Origin of the sequence: Thermosynechococcus sp. OHK43, from assembly GCF_014466085.1 — a bacterium.
Classification (GTDB): domain Bacteria; phylum Cyanobacteriota; class Cyanobacteriia; order Thermosynechococcales; family Thermosynechococcaceae; genus Thermosynechococcus.
This window is the reverse complement of the sequence record NZ_JACOMP010000076.1, coordinates 1-11,718: the sequence shown is the minus strand read 5'-3', so window position 1 is coordinate 11,718 and position 11,718 is coordinate 1. Positions and strand designations below refer to the sequence as shown.

Below are 11,718 nucleotides of genomic sequence, written 5' to 3'. Positions count from 1 at the left end.
GTCTCCGTTGCAGCATCTGCTGTAAGCTCATCACCAAGTCAAATCGTTGCTGAAGTTCAGCTGTGGGGGCACCGGCCACGAAGAATTTCTCTAGGTGTTCTTTAGTCGTGTTCAATGCCACCTGTTGCACTTTTTGCCTATACCGTTCGTTGATCGCCTGCATGTGTTGGGCTTGCTGAGATCTCAGGTTGAAGCGCTCCCGCCATTTGGGCAAGGGAGCAGCAGCCGCCCCTAAACTGATCAAAGAGATAACGATTGTGGCACCTCCCCAGAGCAACGGCTGGCGTAAAGACATTGATGATTCCTCGCACGGAACAGCAACCAATGGCTGCACAGCAATTGTAGCAAACTTGCTAGTTGCGCTTGGTTTTGGGCATGAATATTACGGCTCATTTCTCAGTTCTTCAGTGGCCCTCTGCCTTGGGCTTCACTCCTGTAACTGTTGCTCCTAGGGAAGTCGTGATAGTATCGGGACACATCCCCTGCAAGACTCAATGGACGAAGCAACGTGACAGAACCAATTTTTTGGTTGGCGGTGTCACTGGTATTGGTGGCCGTATGCTTGGCAGCCGTTCTGGTTGCTGCAATTCCGGCATTTATGGAGTTAGCACGGGCTGCTCGCAGTGCTGAAAAGCTCTTTGATACCTTGGGGCGTGAACTTCCCCCTACCCTAGAAGCAATTCGCTTGACGGGTCTAGAGATTAGCGATCTCACCGACGACATTAGCCAAGGGGTAGAAAGTGCTGGGAACGTGGTCAAGCAGGTGGATCAAGGGATTGCAGCGGCAAAACGCCAAGTCCAAGAGGTGAAAGTGACCACCCGGAGTGTCTTTGCTGGGGTAAAAGCTGCATGGCAAACGTGGAATCGTCCCAGTCGCAAACCTTCGCGGCTGCCCTCGAGTCAACTGTCACCGCCCCCAGAGCGATCGCCCCAAGAACGCCGTGAGCAGGCCAAGGAAAGCTGAATCATCCCTTGGCGTAGGGTCGCCACTGGCTCAGCCCCTAGCTTTAGTTGATACTCCGTGGCTAAGAGAATCTGTAAACAGGTCTGAAGGGCAGGCAGAGCAACAGCGTTTACTTCTTTTTGCAAGAAATAGACCCGTTTCGGATTTCCGACCTCAGCTAGCTTGGCAATCCGTTGATTGTCCCGCTCATGGCTGAGCAACTTGACCCACAACCAGGTGCGAAATTGTTTCGTCAGGGTAGCCAAAAGGCGCAACGGGGGTTCATTTTGTAGCAGCAAGTCCTCCAGTTGGGTCAGGGCAGCAGCTGTATCTCCCCGCAGCAGGGTACTGGCAAGGGTGAGGCTGCTTTGTTGGGTGGCATGAACAAGGGTTGTGATGTCTTCAGCGGTAAGGGGGCGATCGCCCGCAAACAAAGCCAATTTCTCTAGTTCGTTGTGGAGTTGGCGGCTGTCATTACCCACGGCCGCTGCCAGCAGTTGTACCCCTTCCGGGGGCAGGTGCAGCTGATAGCGTTGAGCTGCCTCACGGATCTGCTGTTCAATCTCAGCGGTTTTCCAAGCGGCAATTGGACTAAATTCCTGAATGTTGCCATGCTGCTGCAGCAGCTTGACAGCTTTACTGCGGCTGTCGGGTTTTTGGGTACTGGTGAGGAGCAAATGACAGTTCGGGGGAATTTGCGGCAAGGTCAGTTCTAAATCGGCAAGTAGTTCCGCACTACAGCGTTGACCCAGTGTCGTATTCACCAGCCACACCAAGCGATCGCCCCCTCCCAAGGGCGGCGTCATCACCTGTGCTAACGCAGCTTGAACAGCTTCGGCCTCCTCCCCAGCAAATTTCTCGAAGTTAAAACCCTCCCAAAGGGGATCAACGACCTGTTGCCGTAGGTTTTTGACGGCCTGCTCGAGTTGGAATTGATCCTCCCCCCAGTAGAAGTAAACGGGCATGATGCGGAAATTTTCCCTCATCCACTAGGATAAAGACATTGTGGCGGAGAATTTAAGGAAATGCTGCAATCTTGTTCCCGATGGCCATCCCGCCTTTTGGTAATAGGTACACTGGGAGTAGGGTTAGCAATTGCTCCCCTTTTCTGGCGACCCGCAGACTCCCAAGAAACCCCTTCCCAAGCCCTCACCATCTTGGCTGATGTACAGCAAGCAAATGCAATCACGGGGGTGATTACCGCCCGGGGCAATGTGCAACTGCGTTACCCTGCCCGCCAAATTCAGGCCACGGCGGCACAGGCACAATACTTCAGCCGTGAGGGGCGCATTGTCCTCAGTGGGAATGTGTATGTTTTGCAACAGGGGAACAGTCTTCGGGCCGATACCATCACCTATCTTATTGAGGAAGCAAAATTTGTCGCTCTACCCGCCCCCAGCCGCCAAGTCGAATCTATTTTAATGATCCCAGATGACCCTAACCAACAAATTCTTACACCTGTGCAGCCCTAGCGGGCGGTTTGCACTACCGACCACGCTTCGCCTAGAGGGAGTATGTAAACGGTATGGCAGTCGCTGGGTGGTGGATCATGTCAGTCTCTCGGTGGCACGGGGAGAAGTGGTGGGTCTGCTGGGGCCCAATGGTGCAGGAAAAACGACAACCTTTTACATGGCCACGGGGATTGAACGACCGGATGAGGGTCGAGTATGGCTGGATGATGAGGATATTACCCATGCTCCCCTACATCAGCGGGCACGGCGGGGCATTGGCTATCTGCCCCAAGAACCAAGTATCTTTCGCCAGTTGACGGTTGCTGAAAATATTCTCTTGGTTTTAGAGGAAACAGGAGTGCCTCGGCGGCAGTGGCGCGATCGCTTGGATCAACTGCTGACTGAATTTCGGCTGACCCATATTGCCCACACCCTCGGTCGGCGAGTCTCAGGGGGAGAACGGCGGCGCACCGAACTAGCCCGTGCCTTGGCAGCAGGTCCCCAAGGCCCCAGTTTTTTACTGCTCGATGAGCCCTTTGCGGGGGTAGATCCCATTGCCGTGCATGACCTCCAGGACATGATTGCGAAGCTGCGCGATCGCCAAATCGGCATTCTCATTACCGATCACAATGTGCGGGAAACACTGGAAATTATTGACCGCGCCTACATTTTACGGGAAGGGCAGATTTTAGCTGCCGGGAATAGCTGGGAATTGGCACAGGATGCCAAAGTGCGGCAATACTACCTTGGTGAGGATTTTCGTTTCTAGGCATGATTAGAGCACCGCGGCAGATCTGGCTGCCGACCCTTCCCAAGCTGGATCAGTATCTTTTCTCGCTACTACTGCCGGGGTTTATTTTTGGCCTCACCGTCTTTACCACCTTGGCGTTGACCGTCGGCACGATTTTTGATCTGGTGCGGCAAGTCGCCGATGCTCAACTGCCCCTAGCGATTTTGCTGCAATTGATTGGTTATCAACTGCCTGCCGTCTTGGTCTTGGTCTTTCCCATGGCTGTGCTACTGGCGGTTGTGGGGGCGATGAGTCGGCTCTCGGAGGAAGGGGAGTGGATTGCCCTGCGCAGTGTGGGCATTTGTCTGGCCCGTGTCCTCATACCTGTGGTGGTTTTTGCTCTATTTGTGAGTGGGTTGACCCTCGCGCTGAATGAAACAGCGGTACCGATCGCCAAGTATGAATCGCAAAAACTCATGCGCGAGTTACTGCAGCAGGAGCGCACCCTTGGCTCAGGCACCGATATTTTCTACCCTGAGTACGATCGCCACGGGAATGTGCGGCGACTGTATTATGGGCATCGCTTTGATGGCAGCCGCATTCAGGGGATCACGGTTTTGGATTTTTCGGAACCGCAGGTGACTCAGGTCATTAGTGCTGAATCCGCTGAGTGGAATGTACGTGAGAGTCGCTGGTTACTCTCTCGGGGAATAGCCTATCTAATTAGCCACACGGGGGTCAGCCGCAATCTCTTGCAATTTGACCAACAGGAGATCCGCTTGCCTCGGCCTGCCCAATCCCAGCCACTGCGGCCCACAGATGTGAATGAGCTCTCGATCACCCAAACCCGCCGTGCCCTGCAACGTCTCGATCCCGATCAAGAGCCAGAACTGGTGCGTGCCCTCAAGGTTCATTTGGCTCAGTCCCATGCTCAGCCTTTTTTGGCCGTGGTCTTTGCCCTTTTAGGGGTGGGGTTTGGCCTCAGTCCCTCCCAACGGCGGGGGCGGCAGGGATTTGGCATTAGTGTGGCGGTGGTGTTTGGTCAGTACGTGCTTACGTTTTTCCTCGGTGCACTGGGGACGATTGGCACCCTCTCGCCCCTGGCGGCGGCGTGGTTGCCCCACAGTATTGGCTTGGTGGTGGCGATCGCCCTACTGTGGCGTGCGGATCGCAGCTAGAGAGTTATGATGAAAGAAGTGCTGATTGCTCATCCATGCCGCAAACGTTTGATCTTCACGTTGTTGAGACGCGACCCTTGTTGACGCCTGCTACCCTGCTGGCGGATTTACCGCTGACTGAATCCCAAGCTACCCTTGTGGCCACCACTCGCGATCGCATTCGTGACATTTTCAAGGGGCGCGATCGCCGCCTACTCGTCATTGTGGGGCCTTGTTCAATTCATGATGTCAAGGCAGCGCTGGAATATGGGGAAAAGTTGGCTCGGGTGCGCGATCGCCTGCAGGATAGTCTTGAAATTGTTATGCGGGTTTACTTTGAAAAACCACGGACCTCTGTAGGTTGGAAAGGCCTCATCAACGATCCGCACCTCGATGGCAGCTATGATATCAACACTGGGCTACGCCTCGCCCGCAAGCTACTGCTGGATTTGGCCAACTTGGGAATACCCGCCGCTACAGAATTACTCGATCCGATCATTCCCCAGTACATTGCCGACGTTGTCAGTTGGACAGCTATTGGTGCTCGCACCACCGAAAGCCAAACCCACCGTCAAATGGCGTCGGGTCTTTCGATGCCCGTAGGCTTCAAAAATGGCACTGATGGTCACTTAGATTCTGCGATTAATGCCATGATCGCGGCACAGCAGTCACACCATTTTCTGGGAATTAATGCTGAAGGCCGTGCCAGTATTGTTGCCACCACCGGGAATCCTGATACTCACCTTGTGTTGCGCGGCGGTAAAGACGGCCCCAACTATTCTGCGGCCCACATCGAGATGGCTGCTGCACTCTTAGAGCGCAAGGGACTCACACCTCGGCTAATGGTAGACTGTAGCCATGCCAACGCCGCCAAAGACGCCCAACGCCAAGTGCTAGTGTGTGAGAATCTCGCCCAGCAGGTGCAGCAAGGTTCCCGTTATTTAGCGGGTGTGATGATCGAGAGCCATCTCAAGGCGGGTAATCAACCAATTCCCAAAGATCTCTCACAGTTGGTCTATGGCCAAAGTGTTACCGATCCCTGCGTCGACTTTGCGACAACAGTAACGATGCTCGAGCAATTGGCGAGTGCCGTAGGATCCCAACTGGTCGCCAGATAACCGGATCGCCTCCCAAAGGAAGAGAAGCTAGTTACTGGTCTGTTGGGGAGGTAGCTTCAATGAGAAGAATTCTTCCGCATCTTTGAGGATTTGAAAGACCTTGTCCATGCTCGTGAGTTCAAAGAGCATCATCATTTGTTTGGGAATATTACATAGGTAAAGCTGTCCCCCACCTGCACGGACAGTTTTCAGGGCCACAACAAGAGCACCCAAGCCAGAACTGTCAATAAAGGTAACATTCCCACAATCCAGCAATAGAGCTTTAGTCCCCCCTTGAACCAGCTCACTAATGGTTTGACGAAATTCCTGAGCTTGTGGACCACCAAAGACCCCAGACAGCTTGATCACTTCGACAGTGTTGGCCATAACAGGACGACGGAAAGGAGTTCCCCGCTAGTATACAGCCTTTTTTCACAGAGATTCGCAAGGGAGCAAACACATAACCGCCCTTTACTTCGCTCCAGAAATGGCGGGCTCTGTGAAATTTTGTGGAGCGAGCGTAACAAGCCGTAGTAATCATAGTAGGCTTAACTCTAGCCGTTGAGAAATTTTTAGGACGATAACTCATGGTGCAACGTGGTTCTAAAGTCAAGATTCTCCGCCCTGAATCCTACTGGTACAACGAAGTGGGCACCGTCGCCTCTGTGGATCAGACCCCCGGCGTCAAATACCCTGTGATTGTGCGCTTCGACAAAGTCAATTACACGGGCTACAGCGGCAGTGCCAGCGGTGTGAACACGAATAACTTCGCGCTCCACGAAGTGCAGGAAGTGGCTCCTCCCAAAAAAGGTAAATAGTTTCTGGGATCGTGCCGGAATTACCAGAAGTTGAAACAGTACGTCGTGGGCTAGAAGTCGTCACCCTTGAACAACCTATTGTTGAGGTTAACGTACTTCTAGCCCGTTCTATTGCCCTTCCCAAACAGCCGCAAGCGTTCATCGATCGCTTGCGCGATCGCGCCATTGAACAGTGGCAACGACGGGGCAAGTACCTTTTGGCCAACCTAGATGACGGCAGTCGCCTCGTGATTCATCTGCGCATGAGTGGCCAGTTGTTGTGGCTAACCACTCCCCAGCCCCCCTGTCCCCATACGCGTGTGCGCTGGTTTTTCCCAACGACGGCAGAACTCCGCTTTGTGGATCAACGAACTTTTGGTCGCTGTTGGTGGGTTCCTGCACACTGCCGCCCAGAGAAAGCAATTCCCGCGCTGGCCACCTTGGCACCGGAACCCCTGAGTGAGGCTTTTACAGTGGCATTCTTGGCGGCCCGGCTGGCTCAGTGTCGTCGCTCTATTAAAACGGCGCTCTTGGATCAAACTATTGTTGCGGGCATGGGCAATATCTATGCCGATGAGAGTCTTTTTTTGAGTGGTCTGCACCCCGCCCTACCCACCAATACCCTAACCATTGAGCAGATTGTGCGCCTCCACCAGGTCATTCGCCAAGTGCTGAGGGCAGGAATTGCAGCGGCGGGCACGACAATTCGTAGCTTTGTCACGCCGGCGGGGGTGAATGGTCGCTATGGGGCTCAAGCATGGGTTTATGGTCGCAAAGGGGAGGCCTGCCGCGTCTGTGGCACAACCATTGAACGGCTGCGCTTGGCAGGGCGCTCCAGTCACTATTGTCCCCAGTGTCAGCCACTGTTTTCGGCAATGGGCAAGTAAAGGGTGAGAATTTCTCCCGCTTGGCGATCGCGCCGTTGAATCACCTTAGCGCCAACTGCTTCAATGAGGAGTTTTGCCGCCTGAAAGTTCAGACTCACTTGTCCGGTCGCCGGATGCCAGAGGAGGAGGTGCCCCAAGGCAGCAAGATCACTGCGGTGCTTGTACTGGGGCGATCGTAATTCTAGCTTCACGTGCTGTCCTGCCCGCTGCACCACCAATTGCAGTTCACTCTCCGAGGCAAGGGTTTGGCTATAGTATTCCACTAACCCAGTCAAGACCTGGTCTAAGGAGGCTGGATCACTGAGGACAACGGGTAAGTTGGGCGGATAATCTAGCACTAATTTGACCTGACGCCGCGCCGCCTGTTTTTGCCAGCGAGCCAAGTTGGTTGTCAAGAGTTCCGCCAAGTGGGTCTGCCCAAAAGCAAGGCGGGGTTTGGGGTTAGGACTGGTGAAGATTTCAGCAGCATCACTCAGGAGATTAAAGCGGCTGATTTGATCTTGAATCTCTTGACCAATCTTTTGCAGATACTGGTATGTGCGCTGAGGGAGATTCTCTTGCCGTTGTAGCAATTGGATAAGGGTATTAATGGTGGTGAGGGGGGTACGCACCTCGTGGGAGAGGGCTTGGAGCAGCGGAATGTCAGGGGCCATGGGGATAGAAGTTACAGGCAGGGGCGTGGTCTCCGGTTGACTATAGTCCAGCAGCCATTGACCAAATTGACTCACCAAGCGATAGCTCGGGGGTACCATCTCCACGCTGGCAAACCACTGATCAATGGCGTGGAGATCGCTTAAGGGAAGTTGCTGCCGCAACTGCTGCCAAAAAGCATGAATTTCCTCAGGGGCAAAGGAAAAGTGCAGTCCTTGCTCCCTTTGATAAACCAGCAAAAGATTCACCTCTGGACTTAGAAGCAAGCAAAAGGGACTCATCCCCCCCTGAACTAGGGGCAAAAGGGTCATTGCCGGTAGAGCAGAATTGGCCTCTGACGGCGGCAAGGAGGGAAGCGATCGCCCCTGGGGAATGAGGACATAGGTTTTTAAGGGACAGTCTTGAAGAATAAGGCTGGGGAAAGAAACTAAAAAGCCCTCAATGGGATGTATCACTGCCAATAATTTTTCTAAGGCAGCAACCCCCGCTTGCCACTGCCAAAAGCGATCGCTGGCACGGGTATCATAACGATCAATGGTGGAATGCGAGCGCCCCATAGCAGCCCATGCAACGTCCCCAACTGCCTTGACCATAGCCCCAACGTTTCCGATTCGCCTAGGGTTAAAACCGAACTTAGGCGGGGATGATGCCGTACAGATCGTAAATATCAGCAGCAGTAATTTCTACGGGGACAATCGTGCCTAGGGTAGCGGCTCCCTTGACATAGACAACCCCATCCACATCCGGGGCAAATCGGGGCGATCGCCCAATGAATTCCCCCGTTTGCGGGTTTTCCTGCTCAATGAGCACTGGCACGGTTTTACCCACTTCAGCGGCATTTTTGCGCTGGGCAATGGGTTGTTGCAGTGCCATGAGGCGATCGCGCCGCGCCAGTTTGATCTCCTCGGGAATCTGATCCGGCAGATCATAGGCAGTAGTCCCCTCCTCGGCGGAGTAGGTAAACACCCCCACATGGTCAAATTCATGCCGCTGCACAAACTGGCAGAGATGCTCAAACTGGCTCTCGGTTTCACCGGGAAAGCCCACAATAAAGGTCGTCCGCATCACTGCTTCCGGTAATTCCTGCCGCAGCCGTTCAATCAGGCGATCGTTAACCCCTGCTTGCCAAGGCCGATTCATCGCCCGTAGGACCTCGGGATGGGAATGTTGCAATGGCAAATCCAAATAGGGCAAGATGTTGGGGGTTTCTTGCATTGCTGCAATCACCTCAGGGGTTAGCCCAGTGGGATAAGCATAGTGCAAGCGAATCCACGGCACATCCACTTCGCCGAGGGCGCGAATCAGAGTCGCCAGTTGGGGTTGGCCATAACGATCCAGGCCGTAATTTGTCGTAATCTGGGAAACAATGATAATTTCTTGGACCCCCTCAGCCGCTAACTGGTGAGCTTCGCTAACAATGGACTCAATGGAGCGCGATCGCTGGTTGCCCCGCAGATGGGGAATGATACAAAAGGCACAACGATAGTCACAGCCCTCAGCAATCCGCAGATAGGCCACAGGCGCCGGCGTGGTGCGGTAGCGGGGAACGGTTTCATCGGCAATGTAGGTGGGCACCGCACTAATTTGCTGTACTCGCTCACCCGTTTCTACCCGCTCAATCACCTCCACAATGTGCTGGTAGTCGCCACTGCCGACAACGGCCACCGCCTCAGGCAGCTCTGCCAATAGTTCCCCTTGAAAATGCTGGGCTAAGCAGCCTGTGATTACAATTTTTTTATTGGCCTCCGCCAGCTCTACTAGGGTGCGCACCGACTCTTCGCGGGCGGCTTGAATAAAGCTACAGGTGTTGACAATGACGTAGTCGGCTTCGGTTTCATCGGTACCCACCCCATAGCCCGCTGCGGCCAGCAGACCAATCATGTGCTCCGTATCCACGCGGTTCTTATCACAGCCAAGGTGGGCAAAGGCAATTTTCGGTTTTGTTGGGTTTGGCATCTAAACAGGTCAGCACCATCTAACAGTAGGGGGTAATGTCTTCGCCGCACTCATCCGCTAAATAGGTGAGCGCGCGGAAGCGCAGCCCCACTAACTGATCATAAAGGGGATTGAGTTTACAGAGGGGGGGAATATGGACAATCTTGCGACCAAAGAGGGTAATGTCGCGCTCAAAGGGGCATTGGGGGGGAATCAGGCGGCAGAGAAAGCGAGCGACCTTGGCATCTTTGACCTCTAACCCATCCAGCCAATGGCGCACGGGATCCAACAGGCGCAGGGTTTGTTCATTGCTCCCGTGCTGACCATCAAGGGTATGTTTTAGGGACTCTAGGGCATCAATTTCTAGTCCTAAGGCGCTGCAGAAGCGTTGCAGTTCGGCATCCTCTGATTGGGAGTAAATGCCATTGGCAAGCGCCACCATCACGGCGGTACGCACAAAATTTTCGGCAAGGGCGCGATCGCCCCCAAAGGCTGCCACCAGTTCTGCGTCGGTGACGGGGGCAAAGTGATCAGTGTCAATTTCCGGAGCAATTTCCTCTTGAATCAGGCTTGCAATCAGTTGCTTCTCTTCCGGATCAAAATGACCATCGGCACAGGCAACGCTCAAAAGCCCCTTGATCCAAATGGCCGTTTGTTCCGGTGTGAGTTCAAGGGTACATGCTGCGGTGGTTGCCATAGAGGTTACCCCAAGAGTGCTGCTCACTACGACTGTACTCTAGGTCTTGGCCTTCCGTGCCACCCTCAGCCACAGAGAAAATCCTTGCTACAATTGACGAAGTTTTGTTAAGCACTGTGTCACGGCCTTGACTGTTTCGCTGTTGCCCTCCACCTGCTCAACCCCTTGGTATGCCCTTGATCCCATTTGGCAGGGGGATGCGGCGGCGATCGCCCAAGGACTGCCCCATGATCTTTTAGCGCCGGCGTGGCAAATCCTGATTCTGGGGGATGGCTCCCCCACTCGCCACTTGCAACTGCTGACTGGCGAAACCACGGAAGTGGATGTGATTGATATGTCGGCCATTGGCCATGCCAGCGATCGCGCCCCCGCGCAACTGCAACTAATTCCCGGCCCACGGCTCCGGCGTCAAGTGTGGCTACGCACAGCGTCGGGTCAACGCTTGGCCTATGCCACCTCCTGGTGGGAAGCCGCCCATGTGGATGAGTATTTGCAAAACCGTGCCATGCCCATTTGGACAAACCTCGCCCAGCGCAAGGTGGAGCTTTATCGGGACATTCAGGCGGTGTATCTAGGCCACTCTGAAACGTTGGCGGCAGCCTTTGGGGAAGCAGGACCCTTTTGGGGACGCCATTACCTCTTTTGGCACGATCGCCGTCCCATTACCCTCATCTATGAAGTCTTTTCTCCCTACCTCTGCCGTTACCTTGGCCCGATGGGAAGTGCAGCCTATTGGGCAAATGCAGACCCAACATTAGCCTAAGGCGGGTGTTTCCGTAACGTTTTGTAAATATAATATGAAAAGATTTTTGTCCCCCTAAGGGACTGGGTTCATCTTCGTCAGTTAGGGTAGCGTTATTCATGCGAGTTGCAATTGCCGGCGGTGGCTTAGCGGGCTTAGCCTGTGCCAAGTATCTAGTGGATGCAGGACACACCCCGATTGTGTTTGAGCGTGCCAATGTTCTTGGGGGCTTGGTGGCGGCATGGCAGGATGCCGATGGCGATTGGGTGGAAACAGGCTTGCACGCCTTTTTTGGCGCCTACCCCAATATGCTGCAACTCCTAGAGGAATTGGGGATTAGCGATCGCCTACAATGGAAACGCCATGCCCTGATTTTTAACCAACCGGAAAAGCCAGGGGTCCTCTCGTGGTTTGATGTCCCGGATATTCCTGCCCCCTTTAATGTGCTGCTCTCCATTTTGCGCAACAACGATATGCTGACGTGGGAGCAGAAGTGCCGCTTTGCCTTGGGGCTGTGGCCAGCGATTGTGCGCGGCCAAAAATACGTCGAGGCAATGGATCAGTACACCCTTCTAGAGTGGCTACAACGCCAAGGGATCGATGAGCGGGTAAACTCCGACATTTTTATTGC

At 54.1% G+C, this 11,718-nt stretch carries 15 protein-coding genes; 9 read left to right on the top strand and 6 right to left on the bottom strand.

Going from position 1 to position 11,718, the window contains the following annotated elements:
• A partial coding sequence (locus H8Q75_RS03305) for a hypothetical protein (RefSeq protein ID WP_297040482.1) occupies window positions 1–295 on the bottom strand: 295 nt, incomplete at its 3' end.
• A gap of 213 nt (window positions 296–508) precedes the next feature.
• On the opposite strand from H8Q75_RS03305, the gene H8Q75_RS03300 reads away from it, so the two are divergent.
• The gene (locus H8Q75_RS03300; protein ID WP_024124628.1) at window positions 509–964 is read left to right on the top strand and encodes a hypothetical protein; all 456 of its coding nucleotides are present in this window, start codon (window positions 509–511) and stop codon (window positions 962–964) included.
• Here H8Q75_RS03300 and holA read toward each other — a convergent pair.
• The gene (holA, locus tag H8Q75_RS03295) at window positions 901–1,908 is read right to left on the bottom strand and encodes a DNA polymerase III subunit delta (protein ID WP_024124627.1); all 1,008 of its coding nucleotides are present in this window, start codon (window positions 1,906–1,908) and stop codon (window positions 901–903) included. The two genes, H8Q75_RS03300 and holA, sit on opposite strands and share 64 nt — an antisense overlap.
• 60 nt (window positions 1,909–1,968) lie before the next feature.
• Between holA and H8Q75_RS03290 the strand changes: the two genes are divergently transcribed.
• The 4 genes from H8Q75_RS03290 to H8Q75_RS03275 are packed head-to-tail and all read left to right on the top strand — an operon-like array spanning window position 1,969 to window position 5,399.
• Window positions 1,969–2,415: an LptA/OstA family protein gene (locus H8Q75_RS03290; protein WP_297040476.1), complete on the top strand. Its 447-nt coding sequence runs from the start codon at window positions 1,969–1,971 to the stop codon at window positions 2,413–2,415.
• The gene (lptB, locus tag H8Q75_RS03285) at window positions 2,375–3,163 is read left to right on the top strand and encodes an LPS export ABC transporter ATP-binding protein (RefSeq protein WP_024124625.1); all 789 of its coding nucleotides are present in this window, start codon (window positions 2,375–2,377) and stop codon (window positions 3,161–3,163) included. Before H8Q75_RS03290 ends, lptB begins: the two co-directional genes overlap by 41 nt.
• A gap of 2 nt (window positions 3,164–3,165) precedes the next feature.
• Window positions 3,166–4,302 (top strand): LptF/LptG family permease, encoded by a 1,137-nt coding sequence (locus H8Q75_RS03280; RefSeq protein ID WP_297040473.1) that lies wholly within the window; start codon window positions 3,166–3,168, stop codon window positions 4,300–4,302.
• Between the two features lie 35 nt (window positions 4,303–4,337).
• Complete coding sequence (locus H8Q75_RS03275; RefSeq protein WP_024124623.1) at window positions 4,338–5,399, top strand: 3-deoxy-7-phosphoheptulonate synthase; 1,062 nt, start codon at window positions 4,338–4,340, stop codon at window positions 5,397–5,399.
• Between the two features lie 27 nt (window positions 5,400–5,426).
• Here the strand turns inward: H8Q75_RS03275 and H8Q75_RS03270 are convergent, their stop codons facing one another.
• Window positions 5,427–5,765 (bottom strand): STAS domain-containing protein, encoded by a 339-nt coding sequence (locus H8Q75_RS03270; protein WP_024124622.1) that lies wholly within the window; start codon window positions 5,763–5,765, stop codon window positions 5,427–5,429.
• 200 nt (window positions 5,766–5,965) lie between these two features.
• Here H8Q75_RS03270 and H8Q75_RS03265 point away from each other — a divergent pair, with 200 nt between their 5' ends.
• Both H8Q75_RS03265 and H8Q75_RS03260 read left to right on the top strand, forming a co-directional pair.
• The gene (locus tag H8Q75_RS03265; protein ID WP_011057407.1) at window positions 5,966–6,196 is read left to right on the top strand and encodes a photosystem I reaction center subunit IV; all 231 of its coding nucleotides are present in this window, start codon (window positions 5,966–5,968) and stop codon (window positions 6,194–6,196) included.
• An 11-nt stretch (window positions 6,197–6,207) separates the two neighbouring features.
• Entirely contained in the window at window positions 6,208–7,062 is an 855-nt protein-coding gene (locus tag H8Q75_RS03260) for a DNA-formamidopyrimidine glycosylase (protein ID WP_024124621.1), read from the top strand.
• Here the strand turns inward: H8Q75_RS03260 and H8Q75_RS03255 are convergent.
• The 3 genes from H8Q75_RS03255 to H8Q75_RS03245 all read right to left on the bottom strand — a co-directional run bounded on the left by H8Q75_RS03255 (window position 7,032) and on the right by H8Q75_RS03245 (window position 10,345).
• On the bottom strand, window positions 7,032–8,270 hold the full coding sequence (locus H8Q75_RS03255) for a HAMP domain-containing sensor histidine kinase (protein ID WP_024124620.1): 1,239 nt from the start codon (window positions 8,268–8,270) through the stop codon (window positions 7,032–7,034). The genes H8Q75_RS03260 and H8Q75_RS03255 overlap by 31 nt on opposite strands.
• A gap of 76 nt (window positions 8,271–8,346) precedes the next feature.
• Window positions 8,347–9,669 (bottom strand): 30S ribosomal protein S12 methylthiotransferase RimO, encoded by a 1,323-nt coding sequence (rimO, locus tag H8Q75_RS03250; protein ID WP_297040464.1) that lies wholly within the window; start codon window positions 9,667–9,669, stop codon window positions 8,347–8,349.
• 19 nt (window positions 9,670–9,688) lie between these two features.
• Window positions 9,689–10,345: a Mo-dependent nitrogenase C-terminal domain-containing protein gene (locus H8Q75_RS03245; protein ID WP_024124618.1), complete on the bottom strand. Its 657-nt coding sequence runs from the start codon at window positions 10,343–10,345 to the stop codon at window positions 9,689–9,691.
• A 127-nt stretch (window positions 10,346–10,472) separates the two neighbouring features.
• Between H8Q75_RS03245 and H8Q75_RS03240 the strand changes: the two genes are divergently transcribed.
• Window positions 10,473–11,108 carry a chorismate lyase gene (locus H8Q75_RS03240; RefSeq protein ID WP_024124617.1) on the top strand — a complete coding sequence of 212 codons (636 nt, stop codon included), beginning with the start codon at window positions 10,473–10,475 and terminating at the stop codon, window positions 11,106–11,108.
• 98 nt (window positions 11,109–11,206) lie between these two features.
• Window positions 11,207–11,718: FAD-dependent oxidoreductase (locus tag H8Q75_RS03235; RefSeq protein ID WP_297040461.1), on the top strand; the 512-nt coding region annotated here is incomplete at its 3' end.

Excerpts from the sequence above, each read along its gene's own strand:
- H8Q75_RS03290 (WP_297040476.1), top strand. The coding sequence starts at position 1,969 with ATGCTGCAATCTTGTTCCCGATGGCCATCCCGCCTTTTGGTAATAGGT.
- lptB (WP_024124625.1), top strand. The coding sequence starts at position 2,375 with ATGACCCTAACCAACAAATTCTTACACCTGTGCAGCCCTAGCGGGCGG.
- H8Q75_RS03245 (WP_024124618.1), bottom strand. The coding sequence starts at position 10,345 with ATGGCAACCACCGCAGCATGTACCCTTGAACTCACACCGGAACAAACG.
- holA (WP_024124627.1), bottom strand. The coding sequence starts at position 1,908 with ATGCCCGTTTACTTCTACTGGGGGGAGGATCAATTCCAACTCGAGCAG.
- H8Q75_RS03270 (WP_024124622.1), bottom strand. The coding sequence starts at position 5,765 with ATGGCCAACACTGTCGAAGTGATCAAGCTGTCTGGGGTCTTTGGTGGT.
- H8Q75_RS03275 (WP_024124623.1), top strand. The coding sequence starts at position 4,338 with ATGCCGCAAACGTTTGATCTTCACGTTGTTGAGACGCGACCCTTGTTG.
- H8Q75_RS03255 (WP_024124620.1), bottom strand. The coding sequence starts at position 8,270 with ATGGGGCGCTCGCATTCCACCATTGATCGTTATGATACCCGTGCCAGC.
- H8Q75_RS03265 (WP_011057407.1), top strand. The coding sequence starts at position 5,966 with ATGGTGCAACGTGGTTCTAAAGTCAAGATTCTCCGCCCTGAATCCTAC.
- H8Q75_RS03280 (WP_297040473.1), top strand. The coding sequence starts at position 3,166 with ATGATTAGAGCACCGCGGCAGATCTGGCTGCCGACCCTTCCCAAGCTG.
- rimO (WP_297040464.1), bottom strand. The coding sequence starts at position 9,669 with ATGCCAAACCCAACAAAACCGAAAATTGCCTTTGCCCACCTTGGCTGT.